At 62.1% G+C, this 17,365-nt stretch carries 17 protein-coding genes; 8 read left to right on the top strand and 9 right to left on the bottom strand.

All coding sequences use genetic code 11. The features are described from left to right. Nucleotides 1-2 precede the first annotated feature (2 nt). The 4 genes from PRZ01_RS05210 to yajC form a co-directional block, all read right to left on the bottom strand. Nucleotides 3-2,498 (bottom strand): DUF1631 family protein, encoded by a 2,496-nt coding sequence (locus PRZ01_RS05210; RefSeq protein ID WP_273595705.1) that lies wholly within the window; start codon nt 2,496-2,498, stop codon nt 3-5. Between the two features lie 41 nt (nt 2,499-2,539). After that, a complete protein-coding gene (secF, locus tag PRZ01_RS05205) occupies nt 2,540-3,574 on the bottom strand; it encodes a protein translocase subunit SecF (RefSeq protein ID WP_273595704.1) in 1,035 nt (344 codons plus the stop codon). A gap of 21 nt (nt 3,575-3,595) precedes the next feature. Further along, nucleotides 3,596-5,479 (bottom strand): protein translocase subunit SecD, encoded by a 1,884-nt coding sequence (gene secD / locus PRZ01_RS05200; protein ID WP_273595703.1) that lies wholly within the window; start codon nt 5,477-5,479, stop codon nt 3,596-3,598. 168 nt (nt 5,480-5,647) lie between these two features. Then, nucleotides 5,648-5,971, bottom strand: a complete 324-nt coding sequence (gene yajC, locus PRZ01_RS05195; protein WP_273595702.1) for a preprotein translocase subunit YajC — start codon at nt 5,969-5,971, stop codon at nt 5,648-5,650. Nucleotides 5,972-6,225: 254 nt separating this feature from the next. Between yajC and PRZ01_RS05190 the strand changes: the two genes are divergently transcribed. From PRZ01_RS05190 to PRZ01_RS05165, 6 genes are read left to right on the top strand one after another with little or no spacing between them, the layout of a single operon-like run. Continuing rightward, nucleotides 6,226-7,176: a dihydrodipicolinate synthase family protein gene (locus PRZ01_RS05190; RefSeq protein WP_273595701.1), complete on the top strand. Its 951-nt coding sequence runs from the start codon at nt 6,226-6,228 to the stop codon at nt 7,174-7,176. A gap of 7 nt (nt 7,177-7,183) precedes the next feature. After that, entirely contained in the window at nt 7,184-7,825 is a 642-nt protein-coding gene (locus tag PRZ01_RS05185; protein ID WP_273595700.1) for a GntR family transcriptional regulator, read from the top strand. A 24-nt stretch (nt 7,826-7,849) separates the two neighbouring features. Further along, on the top strand, nt 7,850-8,779 hold the full coding sequence (locus PRZ01_RS05180; protein WP_273595699.1) for a proline racemase family protein: 930 nt from the start codon (nt 7,850-7,852) through the stop codon (nt 8,777-8,779). Then, nucleotides 8,776-9,927, top strand: a complete 1,152-nt coding sequence (locus PRZ01_RS05175) for an NAD(P)/FAD-dependent oxidoreductase (RefSeq protein ID WP_273595698.1) — start codon at nt 8,776-8,778, stop codon at nt 9,925-9,927. The genes PRZ01_RS05180 and PRZ01_RS05175 overlap by 4 nt, the downstream gene beginning before the upstream one ends. Then, nucleotides 9,924-10,190: a 2Fe-2S iron-sulfur cluster-binding protein gene (locus PRZ01_RS05170; RefSeq protein WP_273595697.1), complete on the top strand. Its 267-nt coding sequence runs from the start codon at nt 9,924-9,926 to the stop codon at nt 10,188-10,190. Before PRZ01_RS05175 ends, PRZ01_RS05170 begins: the two co-directional genes overlap by 4 nt. Further along, complete coding sequence (locus PRZ01_RS05165; protein ID WP_273595696.1) at nt 10,187-11,515, top strand: FAD-dependent oxidoreductase; 1,329 nt, start codon at nt 10,187-10,189, stop codon at nt 11,513-11,515. The genes PRZ01_RS05170 and PRZ01_RS05165 overlap by 4 nt, the downstream gene beginning before the upstream one ends. Here PRZ01_RS05165 and PRZ01_RS05160 read toward each other — a convergent pair. From PRZ01_RS05160 to PRZ01_RS05150, 3 genes are all read right to left on the bottom strand, one after another. Beyond that, entirely contained in the window at nt 11,491-12,657 is a 1,167-nt protein-coding gene (locus PRZ01_RS05160; RefSeq protein ID WP_273595695.1) for a rhodanese-like domain-containing protein, read from the bottom strand. The genes PRZ01_RS05165 and PRZ01_RS05160 overlap by 25 nt on opposite strands. 130 nt (nt 12,658-12,787) lie before the next feature. Next, nucleotides 12,788-13,000 (bottom strand): hypothetical protein, encoded by a 213-nt coding sequence (locus PRZ01_RS05155; protein WP_273595694.1) that lies wholly within the window; start codon nt 12,998-13,000, stop codon nt 12,788-12,790. Between the two features lie 524 nt (nt 13,001-13,524). Continuing rightward, a complete protein-coding gene (locus PRZ01_RS05150; RefSeq protein WP_273595693.1) occupies nt 13,525-14,514 on the bottom strand; it encodes a DUF1214 domain-containing protein in 990 nt (329 codons plus the stop codon). Nucleotides 14,515-14,659: 145 nt separating this feature from the next. Between PRZ01_RS05150 and PRZ01_RS05145 the strand changes: the two genes are divergently transcribed. Continuing rightward, the gene (locus PRZ01_RS05145; protein ID WP_273595692.1) at nt 14,660-14,785 is read left to right on the top strand and encodes a hypothetical protein; all 126 of its coding nucleotides are present in this window, start codon (nt 14,660-14,662) and stop codon (nt 14,783-14,785) included. Nucleotides 14,786-14,896: 111 nt separating this feature from the next. On the opposite strand, the gene PRZ01_RS05140 is transcribed toward PRZ01_RS05145, so the two are convergent. Further along, entirely contained in the window at nt 14,897-15,133 is a 237-nt protein-coding gene (locus PRZ01_RS05140; RefSeq protein ID WP_273595691.1) for a hypothetical protein, read from the bottom strand. A 202-nt stretch (nt 15,134-15,335) separates the two neighbouring features. Further along, on the bottom strand, nt 15,336-16,094 hold the full coding sequence (locus PRZ01_RS05135) for an enoyl-CoA hydratase/isomerase family protein (RefSeq protein WP_273595690.1): 759 nt from the start codon (nt 16,092-16,094) through the stop codon (nt 15,336-15,338). A 202-nt stretch (nt 16,095-16,296) separates the two neighbouring features. Here PRZ01_RS05135 and PRZ01_RS05130 point away from each other — a divergent pair, with 202 nt between their 5' ends. Then, a complete protein-coding gene (locus tag PRZ01_RS05130) occupies nt 16,297-17,334 on the top strand; it encodes a branched-chain amino acid ABC transporter permease (protein ID WP_273595689.1) in 1,038 nt (345 codons plus the stop codon). Nucleotides 17,335-17,365 lie beyond the last annotated feature (31 nt).

Genomic DNA, 17,365 nt, shown 5'->3' with positions numbered 1-17,365 from the left:
GCTCAGTTCAACAGCAAATCTGGGTCCACATCCAGCTTGGCCAGGGCACTGCGCGTGGCTTTGACGGTCAAGGCCTCATCTTGCGCGGGCAGCAGCAAGCCCGCTTGCAAGTAGGCGCCCATGCGATTCAAGGAGAACAACACGCCTCGCCCATGAGCCGTGACGAACAGAGCCATCTGGCGGCGATTGCCACGCCAAGCCAGTTGCACCGCCTCTTTGCGGTGGCGGTAGTCGAGCATGTACCAGCCGCCCACCTGCAATTCGCGCGCCCAGGCCTGCACCGCAGGTGATGGGGGAGCTCCCCCCTCGGCCACGACTTCCAGGCCGTCGGATTCGTGCCCAGACAATTCACGCACCAAGGAGGGATCGAGCTCGACATCCCCCTGCCCGTCGTCCTGCGCTGCGGGCAACAAAGCCTCCAGCGTGGCCAGTTGGTCCATCAACTCTTCCAGACGTTCGCGTGGGATCACCGCCGTCTTGGCCGTGAAGGCGGCCGCCAGCGCGTTGTTCAGGTGGCGCACTTGCTCGTCTTGGCGGTCCAGCGGCAAGCCGGCATGATTCATACCTTCGCGCAGGGTTTTCAACAAGGGCGGCAGCCGGCGGATAACCTCGGCCCGCTCTTCTCGCGACACCTTGGCACTGGCCGACCAGATCAGGTCCGCCGCAGCGCGCTTCATCTGCTTGATAGCGTCGGACTGCGCACCGCTACCCATGGCGGTGACGGCCAGCACATCGGCCCAGACCTGGAACAAAAACTCACGCACGCCGTCTTGCACCGGCACCTCGGCCAGCATCTTGCGCAGCTCGATGGTGTACTGAATGGCCAGCGTCTCGCGCTGCTCGACTTGCTGCGCCAGCGACACACCATGACGCGTCGCCTGATTTTCGTTTTCGAAATAGTTGTCGAGAAATTTCTCGAACTCGGTCAGCACGGTTTGAAAAACACGCCGCCCCGTGTCCGGGTAGGCTTCCACGACCTGAACCACTCGCTTGATTTCTCGCTCCAGCGGATCACCCCCCCCCGAGGGATCATTGGTCACCATGCCGGCACTGCTGTTGAAGCCCATCACACAGGCGCCCATACGGTCGATGAGTTGGCGAGCAGGATGATCGGTGGTGGCGAAGAAATCGGGCTCGCTGACCGCCACCCGCAAGACCGGCATCTGCAGGCGAGCAAACCACACTCGCACCGTCGCGGGGATGCGGTCTTCCATGAGAATGCTCTGGAACATCATGGCCACCAACTCAATGGTGGCCCGTTCAGCAGGGGTATCCGCCGCCTGCTTGAGCACCGCCTTGACGCTCTGGCTGCGCTGCTGCAGGTTTTCCAGCATCTGCGGCGCTTCGGGCAAGCTCAACAAGTCGCTGGACAGATTGAGGTCCAGCCCCCCCGGATCCCGCAACAGGGCTTCTTGTGCATGGGTGATGGCCATGCTGAGACGGTGGCCGTCGCGGTGCGCCGACAATGCAGGCAGGGCGGAAGAAGCAATGGCCGGGAACCGCTGCGGCTCCGTTTCCGCTGCGGCGGATGATTCCCCCAGACGGTCAGACGGCTGCATGGGCGCAGCCGCTTGGCGCGCCGTCACCGCAAAAGCAGGCACTTGGCGCCCGACAATGCGCTGCAGCAGCAGCAGCACTTCTTCCGCCTGATTGCTGGCAGGACTTTGTACCGTGATGGGCCCCGCCGCGCGAGCCTCGGCCAAACCAGACGATGCCTTGATGGCGCCAATCGGCAGGGGCGTTTGCGGTGCGGCAAGCCCTGCTGCAGGCATCTGGAAGCCGGCGGTCACGCCACCTGGGCTGACACCTGCCCCCACCGCATTGGGCGCACGCCGGATGAAGGGGCGCAGGTCAACCTCCGGCATCACCGCCTGAGCGATCAGCCATCGATTGACCTCGTGATAAGCCTCGCCGAGCAACAATGAAAACTCCTCGTGCAGGGCATGCCGAAGCATTTGCCACTCCGAAGCGCTCAGGCCGCTGCGGGTCCACGCCTCCAGCACCAGTTTGGCCACCACTTTGGCGCGCAACAAATCGAGCACGGGCAGGTTGTCCAGTTGCTCCAGCATTTGCATGCGGGTGCGCAGATCGGTGAACTTCCAGGTGGCCTTGTCCATCATGACCAAGGCCAGGCGAGACACCGTGATTTCCCGCTCAATCGTGTCGTCATCCACCAGAGACAACAAAGCCTGCGAATGGTCCGGCGCGCCGACCGAACCTGCGACATCGGCAGGCCGTTCCGTGTCAAGAATGCCGTAAACGGCGGCATGCCGCAGGCCGCTGACCACACCTGCCTGCCATGCCGGGCCACAGCGATTCCAGGCTTGCACGCCATCGCGACGCGCCATCATGATGGGATATTCGGTGGTTTGCTGCAGCAGTTGCGCCGCAGCCTCGTTCAAAGCGCGAACCAGCGGCACCATGCCGCGCACCAGCGCCTCGATATAGATGCGCCGCGCCTGAGTGGCCAGAGCCTTGTTGCGGGCGGCGACGGTCATGGAATGCGTGGGGCCTCTCTAACGATCGGGTCCAGCTGACTCTACACCACCGCGCCCGCGTTGGGGTCGTCCGGATCTTCCCGATTGACCGGGGCCTGAATCAGATCCTCGCGCTTGACGCCCAACCACATCGCAATCGCTGCGGCCACGAACACCGACGAATAGATACCGAACAAGATACCGATGGTCAGTGCAATGGCAAAGTAGTGCAGGGTCGGACCGCCGAACATCAGCATCGACAACACCATCAGCTGCGTACAGCCGTGGGTGATGATGGTGCGGCTCATGGTGCTGGTGATAGCGTGGTCGATCACCTCATGGGTGCTGAACTTGCGGAACTTGCGGAAGCCCTCGCGCACCCGGTCAAAGATCACCACCGACTCGTTCACCGAGTAGCCCAGCACTGCCAGCACCGCCGCCAGCACGGGCAGCGAGAACTCCCACTGGAAGAAGGCAAAAAAGCCCAGGATGATGACCACGTCGTGCAGGTTGGCGATGATGCCGGCCACCGCAAACTTCCACTCGAAGCGGAAGGCCAGGTAGATCATGATCCCGAGCACCGTCACGCCCAGTGCCTTGGCGGCGTCGCGCGCCAACTCCTCACCCACGGCCGGGCCCACCACCTCACTGCGCGAGAGTTTGACCGGCTCAGCATTGGCGGCATTCACGCACACCTGCTGGCTGACCGACTCGCCCTTGGCGGTGACGATCTGACGCTGGCTGATGCTGCCGGACTCCGCCTTGCAGAGTTCGGCAAAGACGTGGCCGACTTGCTCGGTCTGCTTGATGTCGCTGCGCAGGGGCAGGCGCATCAACACGTCGTGCGAGCTGCCGAAGGTCGTGACCTGAACTTCGCCAAAGCCCATTTGCTCGACCACATGACGGGTTTTCTCGATATCGGCAGCTTGTGCGTATTCGACCTCGATGACCGAGCCGCCCTTGAACTCAATCGAAAAATTGAGCCCGCGGGTGACCAGGAAAAAGACTGCGGCAGCAAATGTCAGGAAGGAGATAGCGTTGAAGACCAACGCGTACTTCATGAACGGGAGGTCGCGCTTGATGCGGAAGAGTTCCATGGTTCAGTGCGTCCTATGAATTCAGGCGTTAGCCGCAGGCTGATCGCCCTCGGCCTTGGGTTTCCAGATCTGGCCGATGGACAGTGACTTGAGCTTCTTGCGGCGGCCGTACCAAAGGTTGGCCAGCGCGCGCGAGAACACCACCGAAGAGAACATGGAGGTCAAAATGCCCAGGCAGTGCACGATGGCGAAGCCCTTGACCGGGCCGGAGCCAAAGGCTAGCAGCGACACGCCCGCAATCAGCGTGGTGACGTTGGAGTCCAGAATGGTGGCGAAGGCACGCTCATAGCCCAAATTAATGGCAGCCTGCGGCGAAGCACCACCGCGCAGCTCTTCGCGGATGCGCTCGTTGATCAGCACGTTCGAGTCAATCGCCATGCCCAGCACCAGCGCAATCGCCGCAATGCCCGGCAAGGACAAGGTGGCCTGCAACAAGGACAGCACTGCCAGCAGCAGCAAAAGATTGAAACCCAGCGCCAGCGACGAGAACACGCCGAACAGCAGGTAGTAGATGCACATGAACACGGCCACGGCGGCAAAGCCCCAGGTCACGCTCAAGATGCCCTTCTCTATGTTTTCCTTGCCCAGCGTCGGGCCCACGGTCCGCTCCTCGATGATTTCCATCGGCGCAGCCAGCGAGCCGGCGCGCAGCAGCAGCGAGGTGTCGTTGGCCTCCTGCGTGCTCATGGCGCCAGAGATCTTCACGCGGCCGCCGCTCAATTCGCTGCGAATCACCGGGGCCGTCACCACTTCACCCTTGCCCTTCTCGAACAAGATGATGGCCATGCGCTTGCCGATGTTCTCGCGCGACATGTCCTTCATGATGCGGGCGCCCTTGGCGTCCAGCGTCAAGTCGACAGAGGGCTGATGATTCTCGTCAAAGCCCGGTTGGGCGTCGTTCAGGTTGTCGCCGGTCAACACCACCTGGCGCTTGACGATGATGGGGCCAAAGCCGCGGTCGACAAAGCGCTCTGTGCCAAAGGGTACCGGACCACTGCCGGCCAGCGCAGCCTGCGCCTCGGCGCTGTCGTCCACCATGCGCAATTCCAGCGTGGCGGTACGGCCGATGATGTCTTTGGCCTTGGCAGTGTCTTGCACACCAGGCAATTGCACAACCACACGGTCCAGGCCCTGCTGCTGGATCACGGGCTCCGCCACGCCCAATTCATTGACGCGGTTGTGCAACGTGTTGATGTTTTGTTTCAGCGCCGCTTCCTGTACGGCAACCATAGCTTTGGGATTGAGCGAGCCGCTCAACACCGAGTCAGCACCGGCCGTGCCGGGCGTCCACAATACTTCAGGGACCTTGTCGGTCAGCACGGCCTGCGCCTGCGCAAGGGTGGCAGCGTCGCGGAAGGACACCACCACATTGTTGCCATCACGGCTGATGCCGGAATGGCGGATGTTCTTTTCGCGCAGCAAGGTGCGTACATCGCCGGTGAGCGATTCGGCCTTCTTGGTCAGCGCAGACTTCATGTCTACTTGCATCAAGAAGTGCACCCCGCCACGCAGGTCCAAGCCCAGGTACATGGGGAAGGCATGCAAGGCCGACAACCACTTCGGCGAGCGGGACAACAGGTTCAGCGCCACGATATAGGTGGGCTCAACTTCATTGGGGTTGAGCGCCTTGACGATCGCGTCCTTGGCCTTGATCTGCGTGTCGAGGTCCGCAAAACGCGCCTTGATCGAGTTGCCTTCCAGCAGCACAAAGTCAGGCTGGATTTGTGCATCAGCCAAGGTCTTTTCGACGCGCGCGCGCACCGCATCGTCCACCTTCACGGTGACCTTCGCGCTGGACACCTGCACAGCGGGCGCCTCACCAAAAAAGTTGGGCAGCGTGTAGACGAAGCCGAAAAGCAGCGCCACAACGAGCAGCGCATATTTCCAAAGCGGGTAACGATTCATGGTGCTTCCTGTCGGCCCCCGATTCAGCGCAAAACCCGTTGGCCCCAACGCAAAGCGCGGGCCGAGCGGGCAAATGAACCAGGGAGGGCGCGCTGACGATGCCGCCACAGCGCGCGGTCACTCACGCGCGGGGTCCATGCAGACCGCCACGCGCGCGTCTGGTTGGACTTACTTGATGCTGCCTTTGGGCAGCACTTGAACGATGGCCGAGCGCTGCACCTGCAACTCCACACCCGAGGCCACTTCCAGCGTCAGAAAGCTCTCGCCCACCTTGCTGATCTTGCCCAGCAGGCCACCGGAGGTGACCACTTCGTCGCCCTTGACGACAGCTTCGATCATCGCCTTGTGTTCTTTTTGACGCTTCATCTGCGGGCGGATCATCACGAAATACAGCACCACAAACATCAGCACCAGCGGCAGCATGCTCAGCAGGCTGGACTCGGTACCACCGGCCGCGGCTGCGGTTTGAGCGTAAGCATTGGAAATAAACACGTCGAATCCCTTTGGAATGATGACAGCGCGCCGCCACGGCCAGCCATGGCCACGGCACGGGCAAATGAACGTCGGATTGTATGCGCGCGGCAAGGCGGACCCAAGTCACCCACACACGGTGTGTTTAGCGGTTGCCCACCTCGTTGGAGCCAGGCCCGGCGCCCTGGCCTTACGGCTTGACACAAGGTGGCGTTGACAAGTGCTTGATACAAGACTATTGTTTAAATATATTTACAGTATATTGAGACCAAACAATGCCCAAACTATCCACGGACTCATTCCCCAGCACCACGCCCGTACTGCCTCGCTGGCGCGGTGTATTCCCAGCCGTCACGACCAAATTCAAGGCAGACGAGTCGCTGGACATGGCCGCCATGGCCTCGCATTTCGAATTCCAGATCGCCCATGGCGTTGACGGCCTGGTCACCTGCGGGTCGCTGGGCGAAGCCTCCACACTCACATTGGACGAAAAGCTCGAAGTCGCCGCCCTCGCCTTGGAAGTGTCGGCTGGGCGCGTGCCGGTGCTGGCCAATGTGTCTGAAACCAGCACCCGCGCCGCGCTGCGCTATGTGGAAGGCGCCGCCAAATTGGGCGTGCAGGGCCTCATGCTGATGCCCGCGCTGCTGTACGGCGCCGATGCGCGTGAAGCCATGCTGAACGTGCGCACCATTGCCGAGGCCGCCGCCTTGCCCACCATGGTCTACAACAACCCGGTGTCTTACAAGGTTGATCTGCAGCCCGAGCACTTCGCGGAACTGGCGGACTGCCGTTGGCTGGTGGCCATCAAGGAATCGAGCGACGACATCCGCCGCATCACCAACCTACGTAACGCCTTAGGGCAGCGGTATCAACTCTTCATCGGCGTCGACGACCTCAGCTTTGAAGGCTTGGCCATCGGCTGCGACGGCCTCCTGGCCGGCCTGTGCGATGCCTTCCCTGCTGAAACCGTGGCCATCTATCGCCTGATGCAAGCCAAGCGCTACGACGAGGCGCTGAAAATCTACCAATGGTTCACGCCCCTGCTGCACCTGGACGTTCATGCCAAGCTGGTGCAGAACATCAAACTGGCCGAAGCCATGGTGGGCGTCGGCAACGAGTACGTTCGGCGCCCACGCCTGGCGCTGATCGGCGCCGAGCGCGAGCACGTGGCAGCCATCATCCAGCGCGGCATCGACACCCGACCCGACTTGAGTCAGCTGTTCTAATCCCTGCATGACGACAACACCCGGCCGCCAAGCCGACCAAGCCTACGACGCGCTGGAATCCATGATCGCCACGCTCCGGCTGCATCCGGGCGCGCCCATCGTGGAAGCCGAGTTGATCGCCCAGACCGGCTTGGGCCGCACGCCGATCCGCGAGGCCTTGATGCGCCTGTGCAGCGCAGGCCTGATCGTGCAGCAAGCACGCCGGGGCCTGCGGGTCAGCGACATTCGGCTCGACCAGCACCTTGACCTCATCGAAGCCCGCCGTGCGCTGGAGCGTCTGATTGCAGCCACCGCCGCACGCCGTGCCACCCCACCGCAACGCCAGGCGTTGTTGGCCTGCGCCGACGCCATGTGCCGCAGCGCGCAAGCCGGCGACCTGGCGGCTTACATGAACGCAGACCAAGGCCTGGACCGTGTCATCCATGCCGGCTGCCGAAACCCTGCGGCCGTTGCCGCGGTGATCCCGATGGCTATCCAGTGCCGCCGCTTCTGGTATGCCTATCAACACCAGGGCGACTTGCAGCAAGGCGCCCGCTTACATCAGGCCTTGGCGCAAGCCATCGCACAATCCAGCGCAGAGGCAGCCCAGCAAGCTGCCGAGGCGCTGATGGATTACTTGCGCGGCTTTGCCCAAGCCGTTATCGATTGATTTTTCACCTTCGCACCCGCCGCCATGCGCATCATCGACTCCCACACCGGCGGTGAGCCCACCCGCCTGATCATCGAAGGCGGACCCGACTTGGGCCCGGGCACCATGGCCGAACGTTTGACCGTGCTGCGCGACCAACACGACCATTGGCGGCGTGCGCTGGTGCTCGAGCCGCGCGGCAACGACGTCATCGTCGGCGCGCTGCTGTGCACCCCGCAAGACGCAGCCAATACCTGTGGCGTGATCTTCTTCAACAACGCCGGCTACCTGGGCATGTGCGGGCACGGCAGCATCGGGCTCATCGCCAGCCTGGCGCATCTGGGCCGCATCGGGCCGGGCCTTCACCGCATTGAAACGCCGGTGGGCGTGATCAGCGCCGTGCTGGCGGAGGACGGCGTGGTCAGCATAGCCAACGTGCCGAGTTTTCGCGAGGCCAAGTCAGTTGCTGTTGAAGTAACAGGTTATGGCATCGTCCACGGCGACATTGCCTGGGGCGGCAACTGGTTCTTTCTTTGCGAAGACCACGGCTTGTGCATTGAGCCCAGTCAGATTGATCAACTGACCGAGCGGGCCTGGCAAATTCGCCTCGCCCTGGGACGCGCCGGCTGGAGCAAGGTGGACCATATCGAGCTCATCGCGCCCTCGCGCAATCCCGCGCACGACCCCGCCCGCAGCGCACGCAACTTTGTGCTGTGCCCCGGCAAGGCCTATGACCGCTCCCCCTGCGGCACGGGCACCAGTGCCAAGCTCGCCTGCCTGGCCGCCGACGGCAAGCTGGCGCCCGGCGAAGCCTGGATGCAGGAAAGCGTGATCGGCAGCTGTTTTACCGGCAGCTACCAACATGGCGACAAGGGGCATGTCTTGCCTCGCATCGAGGGCCGCGCCCATGTGACGCTGGACGCCCAGGTGGTGGTGCAAGCGGATGACCCCTTCGCCTGGGGCCTGCCAGCTTGAAGCACGGGCAGCGCAGCGCTGACGTCTTGATCGTCGGTGGGGGCATCATCGGCGCCGCCTGCGCCCGCGAGTTCTCACGCCAAGGCTTGAGCGTGGCGGTGATTGAGCCCGGCCCGATCGGCGGGGGCGCCACGGCCGCCGCCATGGGGCATTTGCTGGTGGTGGATGCACAAGGGCAGGCGGATGACGCTGAATTCCAACTGACCCGGCGCGGTGTGAGCTTGTGGGACGACTGGCTGGCTGAATCCGCCGACCATCCGCGCATCGCCGAGCACGAACGCTGCGGTACCTTGTGGGTTGCGGAAGACGCCGGCGACATGACCCTTGCCGAACTCAAATACAGTTGGTTGAATCAACGCGGCATTGCAGCAAGAATGGTCGATGCCGGCCCGCTCAGCACCCTGGAGCCGCTGCTGCGCCCGGGGTTGTTCGGCGCCCTGTTGGTGCCCGGGGATGCACGCATCTACGCGCCCAAAGTAGCGATGCGATGGATTCAAGAGGCCCGCGTCACACACATTGAAGGGCGGCTCAGCCATGTGGACGGCCACGCCGTACACCTTTGCGACGGCCGAACGCTGTGGGGCGCCATGACCGTGCTGTGTGCGGGTCTGTCCAGCCAAGCATGGCTGCCAGCCGGCAGCCTGATCGCAAAGAAGGGGCAACTGGCCATCACCCAGCGCTACCCGGGTCTGCTGCGCCACCAGGTGGTGGAACTAGGCTACCTCCGAAAGGCGCATCTCAGCGACCAGGATTCAGTAGCGTTCAATGTGCAACCGCGACCCGGCGGCCAGATCCTGATCGGCTCGTCCCGTCAGTTCGCCGCAGCAGGGCAAACACCTGACCCGGCGATTGACTTGCCTGTGCTGAAAGACATGCTGGCCCACGCCTGCCGCTTCATGCCGAAGCTGGCGCCATTGAACCTCCTGCGCACCTGGACGGGCCTGCGCCCGGCCAGCCGCGACGGCCGGCCCTTGATCGGCGCCCATCCGGAGCACGCCCGCCTGTGGCTGGCCACCGGCCACGAAGGCCTGGGGCTGACCACGGCGCTCTCAACGGCAGAGCTGCTGGTGGACCTGTGCCTGCAGCGCCCCACGCAGATGGTCCCCGAGCCGTGGGCGCCCTGCCGCTTTTTCAACACCTCCGCATGATCACCCACGCCCTCCCGCTCACGCGGCTTACCCTTCTCGTCAATGGCTGTTCGCACCCCATTCAGGGGCCGTGCAGCGTGGCGGCCGCCCTCGCGCAGATCAGCCCAAATGGCACCCGCCGCTCGGTGAGCGGCCAGCCGCGCGCCGCCTTCTGCGGCATGGGCGTTTGCCAGGAGTGCAGCGTCACCATCGACGGACAAGCACATCGACTTGCCTGCATGACGCCGGCTCTCGACGGCATGCACATTGAGGCGCCAACATGAGCCTGCTCCATGCCGATGTTTTGGTGGTGGGTGCGGGGCCTGCGGGCATTGCCGCCGTATGCACACTGGCCGAAGCCGGAAAATCCGTGATCTGGATCGACGCCGGCTTGCGGGCAGGTGGCCAGATCTGGCGCAGCGACATTCCACAGCCCTGGCGAGAGCGCCTGACGCGCGCCCAGCATCAGGTACGGTGGCTGAGCGGTCATACCGTCATCGCCGCTGAAATGAGCCCCGCCGGGCACACTCAGCTTCTACTGCACAACTTGCAAAGTCCGCTGACCGATGCGCATTCAGTCGAAGCGCCACACGTCTTGCTGGCCTTGGGCGCACGAGAACGATTTCTGCCATTCCCAGGGTGGACATTGCCAGGGGTCACCGGCGCGGGCGCCCTGCAAGCCCTGGCCAAAGAGGGCGCCCCGCTGCGCGGCAAACGGGTGGTGCTGGCGGGCTCGGGGCCCTTGCTTTGGGCGGCGGCACACACTCTGCAAGTGCACGGTGCCCTTCTTGAACTGTTGGCCGAGCAAGCCTCACGATCGCAACTGGTCAGCTTCACGATGCGCCTGAATCCACAGTTATGGACGCAAACCGTGCGACTGGCCTGGGCCTTGCGAAGAGTCCCCCAGCGCCAAAGCTGTTGGGTCGAACGAGCCCTCGGCGATGAAAAGCTGGAGGCGGTGCAATTGACCGACGGTCAGCGCCGCTGGACCCAGCCATGCGAGGCTTTGGGGGTAGGCTTCGGGCTACTCCCCAATACTGAATTGGCCGAGCTGATGGGCTGTCAACTCAAAGATGGCGCCATTCAAGTGGATGCCCGTCAGCAGACTTCCAGGCCCGGCATCTACGCCGCCGGTGAATGCACGGGCATCGCCGGCATGCACAAGGCAGTGTTGGAAGGGCAGTTGGCGGCGCAAGCCCTGCTGAGCGGCAACAGCGGCGGCGCCGGTCTTGCCCGTCTGGCCGGCGCCTTGCAGCGTGCCAGACGCCACGGCGACTTGTTGCAGCGCCAGTTCACACTCCGCCCGGAGTTGTTCAAACTGGCCGACGCGCAAACCCTGATCTGCCGCTGTGAAGACGTGAACTTGGGCGCCCTGAAGACCCATCAACACTGGCGCGACGCCAAGCTGCAAACCCGTTGCGGCATGGGCGCCTGCCAAGGCCGGATCTGTGGCCCCATCTGCCAGGATGTTCTAGGCTGGCCCGCTGACCCGGGAGTTCGCGGTGTCCGAATGCCCCTGCAGCCCGCGCCCATCGCTGCCTTGCTGGCGAACCACAAGCCCATCGACAGCGACTCAACAATCCATCAAGGGGCGCCCTCGATCTTGTAACCCGCCGCACGCCACTCCGGGAAACCGCCCCGGAACCAGTAAACCTTGGCGTACCCCGCTTTCATCGCCACTTGGCTGGCCTTGAAGCTCTTCCAGCATTCAGGCCCATTGCAGGCGAACACCAGGGAAGCCTTCTTGTCGGCGGGCAATTGCGTCAGGTCAAACTTATCGTCCTCGGCCTTGAAGTCGGCCTCTTTGGCGCTTTTTTCGTTGTAGGGCACCGATTTGGCCCCTGCGGCGTGGCCCGCCTTGTACTCAGCCTCAATGCGGGTGTCGATCAGTTGCGCCCCCCCCTGCATCAGCTTGGCCACAGTGGGCGCATCGACCAGGGTGGCGCCCTCCAAGGCCCTGGGGGTGAAATAACCCAGCGTTGCCACGTAATCGAAGGCCTCAGCCGCCACGGCCTGCAACTTCAAGCCGGAAGCCGGGTTGTTGACCAAGGCATAACGCAAAGACTCAACTGATAGTGTGCTGCCCGGTTTGATGGCCAGGCTGAGTCCAGGCACCGCCTTGCTTTGCATGACAGCCTTGACGGGTTCGCCCGCCGCCTGCCAACGATCGAACACCGCCCGCTCCACCGCCACCACGTCGCAGCGCTTGATTTGCAGGCACACCAGCAGCGCGTCCTGATAACGGCTTTCCAGTACGGCACTGAAATGTTTTTTGATCGTGCTGTTGGCGGCATTGACTTCGCCGCGCAACAGATAAGTCACCACGCTGTCTTGCTGCGGCAGACCCAGTCGCTTGCCGGCGGCGTCGCTCAGCTTGTTGATAGCGCTGGACTGCGGCGCCACCAGCACCGCCTGCACCGGCTTCTCCAGGGTGGCCACCGGTAGATAGCCGTATCGCACCGCACTGCCCACCACATGGGCGGGCGCCACCACCAGGTCGTTCAAACGCGAGCGGGTAGCGCTGAGATCAGCCGTCGCGTCATTGGACTGTGTGATTTGCAGGCCCGCGCCACGCTCACGCCGGATGGATTGCTCCACCACCTGCTTCCATTCGTTAAAAACAGCAAAGCGCGACTGCTCAGCCTGGTCTCCAGGGTTGATCACCACGCTCAGGGGTTGTGCGCCCCCACACAGGGGCCAAGCCAAGACAGCCAGGGCGGCAAAACGATTCAAAAGCAGCTTGATTCTCATGCGCTGGAGTCTAGGCGAAGCGCCCTGCCCCAAAGGCCAGTACATGCCCTGCACATGATTTACAGCATGACAAAATCCCGCAGGTCGCGGGATAGTCCCTAGGCCCGCGTCACAACACGCAGGGCGCGATTCAGGCGGCGTCTTTGGGCTTGGGGCATGAGGGCTTGCACACCACCTCGGTCCGACCCAGTACCCGCTTAGATTGCAGGTTATTGGGTGTGCGATGTTTGCCACACTTGAAGCAAGAACGGGTGTGCCCGCTGCCGAGGAAGGGCGAGCCCCCCAATTTGGACTCATAACGCAGGCCGTTGTCGCTCACGGCGGTGTAAGTGTCTTTGGTCATTGTTGTCGTCGGTTCGAAAAACAGACCTTCGGCGCGGGTAGCGCGTCCGGCTCGGACAAAACTTTTCCCTCAACTTGATAGTAGGCGCTAGTTCGCGAACTTGGCTACCTCACTTGCCCCATGTTTTGTCACAATTCGTCTCAGTTCGCCCTGAAACCAGGGATTACCCGACACCCATTTGGTGGGTGGACCTCAGCACCCCGGAACCCTGGAAAGAACACCTTGGCAAATCGCTGGTCTCGCTGATGCAGCGGCCTTGCGGGAGACACAGGCTGCTGAGTTAAAAGCCAGCGACGTGGGCGAGCGAAGCGGCACCGAGTAGGGCGATGTCGATCAGGGGGGTTTTGAAGCTCATGCGTGATCTTGTTTCAATGAACACCGAGTCGCTAGTTGCCCGGGCGCGTGCGACCCCAGACAGATCAACAAAAAGCGCTCCTAGATCATTTGATCTAGGAGCGCCCAATCACTACGGAGAAATTTCGTCTGCCAAGTTGGCTATGGCATCGCCGACCCGACTTGACAGCTTACTTCAGCAACTCGGCCTTGGGGAAGGCCCACTTGCCGTCAAGAACCTCAGCCCTAGGCCGATACAGGCGCACCATATAGTTCCAGCCCGGCATGATGCGCAGATAGTTGTCGGCCTTGGGATCGCCGCCGAAATTGACCGTGGTGCTACCGTCGGCATTGCGTTTGGCCGTGTAGCTGTTCACCGATGCGGCCTTGGCCGGCGCTTCGTAGAAACCATTCTTGTTGTAGACGGTGATGGACCAAAAGGCGTCGACAGGCACATCTTTGACCGTGATCTGCATAGGCGTCTTGCCGTCGTTCTTTTTCGGAAATTCAGAGATGTAAAGGGCATCCTTTTCGGCGTTACCGAAAATGCCGCCCGCCGTGCCAAGGAGGTGGCGCACTTCATCCACCTCAGCCTTGCTGCCAAAGGTTCTCTTGCTGTCAGGCATCCAGGGCGCCATCGTGAGAATGGCCTTGCGCAAACCTAGCAGGCTTTTTTGATCCCAGTTGGGCACTTCAAAGCTGCCCGGGTTTGACTGAATAACCTGCACGGCGTCTTGCGCTTTGCGCATGGCTTCGATATCGGCCGGGTCATTGGGGTTGACCAAAGTACGAATCGTCACCTGGATATAGCGGCTGCCCATCTCCTCTTGTGTAAATGTGTAGGTGCCAGGCTCGTAGATAACGCGCTGGATGTAGTGACCTTGATTGAAGACCAGCATCGACTGAAAGCGCCCTTGGGTGTCAGGTTTGACAATGGTGACCGGCTGCTTGAGGTCGAAAATGGCGGTGCTGTAAGGGGTGTCGCGGTTCATGCGGATCACAAGCTGCTTGTCCACATCCACAGGGCCGCGCTCATGGTGAAATTTTCCGAACGCGCCCTGTTCAAATCGCTGTTTGAAGTAGCGATCTGTCTCTGCCCGAACAAAAGTGTCAACATTGACCGGTACGGTTTTTGCGCTGGCAACGGCTTCCGACGAAGCAGCGGCGTGAGTCAGTGACACGAGGCCAAAAGTCAACGCCGCGCATGCTTTAAAAACAGTTTTCTTCACATCTACTCCTTGTTCGGTTTACGACCAAAAATGCACATTGCAAGAATGCGGCACAGAAGTATCTACGAAAGCCGAGCGCCAAGGGTAAAGAGTCCCGATGAATGCCGGCAAATCCATGGCGCTGCGGCACGCTGCCTACAGCCATGAAGAACGCGGGCACCCGCTGTGCTTGTATACCGCCCAGTTGGACGACCGCTACGGGAGCCGCTTCCGGCAAGCCTAAGCTCGCTCGGCGCGCCCGTGAATAATCACCAAGCCGGCCGCCATAAACAAACAGGCCAGACGGATCGCCCGTCTGGCCTGTTTGGCTTGCACTTGATTCAGTCAGCTGAAATCAGGGCTTGCTGAGTTGCTCGTCGAGTTCTTTGCAGCTGGGCGCACAAACGGGTTGAGACTTGCCCAAAAGCTTCTTGGACTTGAGCATCGCGCGCGGACGATGTTTGCCGCACAAAAAGCACGACATGGTTGCGGCACCAAAGGATGAGGTCGCTGCGAACGGCGATCCTGGTGCTTTAGAGCGGTAGCGCAGACCATCGGCTTCGATGGTCGTTTTAGTACTGTCCTTGGCCACGTCGGTCCTGATAGTGAGTTGATGGAAAGGCCGCTTAACGCGCAAACCCGAAATTTTTCAATTCAGGCCGACGTAAGTGGCAACTCCTCTATTTTCCCACGTTCTGAGCCCTCGTCGTACCCCGCTTTAGGGGACTTGACGAACACATCGGGATTTCCCCGATCGTCAGCCACACGCCTTACCTACACGTTTGGCGCAGAACTCAGCGCCCTTCAAACCGCGGCGGCCGGCGCTCTTTCCATGCCGCCACCCCTTCCGCCAAGTCGGCGGATGCGACGGATTGAGCCAGATCAGCCGCCAGCGCGGCCGAATCCAGTTGCCCCCGGACGACAGCATTCAAGTGCTTTTTCATGCCCAGCAAAGCCAGCGGCGCCATGCCCAGGAGCTGCGTCTGCAGTGCTTGAACGGCGGCATCAAGTTCGGCTTTGTCCGGCAGCAATTGATCCAAAAATCCGCTGGCCAGCATGGCTTGTGCATCCAACGTTTGGCCGGCCAGCAACACCCGTTTGGCCCATTGCAGGCCCAGGCGGATGACATAGCGCTCCAAGCCGCCTTGGTAGAAGTGAAGCCCCAAGCGCGCAGCGGGCACAAACATTTCACAGCCCGCCACGCCCAGCCTGAAGTCGCAAGCCAGCGCCAAGTCGGTGGCGCCACCGTAAACGCCGCCGTGGATCACGGCCAAGGTCACAGGCCGGGCGGCCTCCCAATCGTTGGACAGCGACTCAAACAAGGCGCCGGCATCCAAGCCCGGGACCGCACCAATATTGAAGCCGCTGCAGAAGTGCCGCCCCTCGCCCAGCAGCGCCAGCACCCGCACCTCCGGCTGCGCGTTGACCTCAGCCAGTTGCGCGCGCAGGGTTTGCAGGTCTTGCGGTTCCAGGCGATTGGCCACCCGGGGGCGGCGCAGGGTGATGCGGGCCAAGGGGCCGTCGATGTCGAGCTGTGGGGCGTGTCCAGTCATGGGGTGATGAGCTTAGCAGCCTTGGGCCACCCGCCCAAACGACAGAAATTGCCGAAATATTCAGAAATCACCTGCCCAACAAATTCGACCGACCAGTCGGATGACTGATTTGCGTTTTGTCAATGCGGCACTGCACCAAGTGGGCTCGCCTACTTTTTCAGTAGAGTGCACGCAAAGCCCGCAGCCGGAGACGCACAGCCCCATGGACCTTTCAATTGCCAGCATCCTGATGCTCGACGGTCTCACCAATGGCGCCATCTACGCCTTGCTGGCCCTGGCCACGGTGCTCATGTTCGCGGTGACCCGCATCATCTTTATCCCACAGGGCGAATTTGTCGCCTTTGGCGCCTTGACACTGGCGGGCCTGCAAATGGGAACGAGGCCGGGGACCATCCCTTTTCTGCTGACGCTGGCCGCTGTGATCGCCGGGTTGGATCTGGTCAAGGGCTTGCGTGCAGGCAAACACCTGGCGCAGTCGCTGCGAGGCGCCTTGCTACCGCAGGCGCTCCCGGTGGTCATCGGTCTGATGGCCTGGTGGCTGGCCCCCAAGCACTTGCCGCTGGGTGCCCAAGTACTGATCACGCTGAGCGTGGTTACCGCCCTGGGGCCGCAGATCTACCGCTTGGCGTATGAGTCTCTGGCAGACGCCTCCATCCTGGTGCTGCTGATTGTGTCAGTCGGGGTGCACTTCGCCTTGACCGGACTGGGTCTGGTTTTTTTTGGCGCAGAAGGATCGCGCAACCCGAGTTTCTGGGATGCCAGCTTCACGGCCGGGCCCTTGTTGGTATCGGGCCAAACCTTGATCATCATCGGTGCCTCCGGAGCACTGATCCTGCTGCTGTGGCTATTTTTTGAGCGCAGCCTGTACGGCAAAGCCTTGCGGGCGACCGCCGTGAATCGGCTGGGCGCGCGGCTGATGGGCATTTCGAGCAGTGCCGCCGGGCGGCTGTCGTTCACCATGGCGGCCTTCATCGGTGCGCTGTCGGGGGTGCTGATCAGCCCGACCACCACCATCTTCTATGACAGCGGCTTCCTGATCGGCCTGAAAGGTTTTGTGGCCGCCGTATTTGCCGGGCTGGCCAGTTACCCGGGGGCAGCCCTGGGTGCCGTGCTGGTGGGCTTGCTGGAGTCGTTCAGCAGCTTTTGGGCCAGCTCCTTCAAAGAGGTGATTGTGTTCACCTCCATTCTTCCGGTGCTGTTGTGGCGCTCCTTGCGCAACCCGCACCACGAAGAGCATTGAACCCACCGCCAGCTCACCCCAATTGCTTGCC

This window comes from Roseateles koreensis, from assembly GCF_028595305.1.
Lineage (GTDB): Bacteria > Pseudomonadota > Gammaproteobacteria > Burkholderiales > Burkholderiaceae_C > Paucibacter_A > Paucibacter_A koreensis.
The sequence above is the reverse complement of the archived record's forward strand: the minus strand, read 5'-3'. Positions and strand labels throughout refer to the sequence as shown.

Coding starts and splice junctions, on each gene's coding strand:
- PRZ01_RS05210 (WP_273595705.1), bottom strand. CDS start 2,498: ATGACCGTCGCCGCCCGCAACAAGGCTCTGGCCACTCAGGCGCGGCGC.
- secF (WP_273595704.1), bottom strand. CDS start 3,574: ATGGAACTCTTCCGCATCAAGCGCGACCTCCCGTTCATGAAGTACGCG.
- secD (WP_273595703.1), bottom strand. CDS start 5,479: ATGAATCGTTACCCGCTTTGGAAATATGCGCTGCTCGTTGTGGCGCTG.
- PRZ01_RS05190 (WP_273595701.1), top strand. CDS start 6,226: ATGCCCAAACTATCCACGGACTCATTCCCCAGCACCACGCCCGTACTG.
- PRZ01_RS05185 (WP_273595700.1), top strand. CDS start 7,184: ATGACGACAACACCCGGCCGCCAAGCCGACCAAGCCTACGACGCGCTG.
- PRZ01_RS05180 (WP_273595699.1), top strand. CDS start 7,850: ATGCGCATCATCGACTCCCACACCGGCGGTGAGCCCACCCGCCTGATC.
- PRZ01_RS05170 (WP_273595697.1), top strand. CDS start 9,924: ATGATCACCCACGCCCTCCCGCTCACGCGGCTTACCCTTCTCGTCAAT.
- PRZ01_RS05165 (WP_273595696.1), top strand. CDS start 10,187: ATGAGCCTGCTCCATGCCGATGTTTTGGTGGTGGGTGCGGGGCCTGCG.
- PRZ01_RS05160 (WP_273595695.1), bottom strand. CDS start 12,657: ATGAGAATCAAGCTGCTTTTGAATCGTTTTGCCGCCCTGGCTGTCTTG.
- PRZ01_RS05155 (WP_273595694.1), bottom strand. CDS start 13,000: ATGACCAAAGACACTTACACCGCCGTGAGCGACAACGGCCTGCGTTAT.
- PRZ01_RS05145 (WP_273595692.1), top strand. CDS start 14,660: ATGAATGCCGGCAAATCCATGGCGCTGCGGCACGCTGCCTACAGCCAT.
- PRZ01_RS05135 (WP_273595690.1), bottom strand. CDS start 16,094: ATGACTGGACACGCCCCACAGCTCGACATCGACGGCCCCTTGGCCCGC.
- PRZ01_RS05130 (WP_273595689.1), top strand. CDS start 16,297: ATGGACCTTTCAATTGCCAGCATCCTGATGCTCGACGGTCTCACCAAT.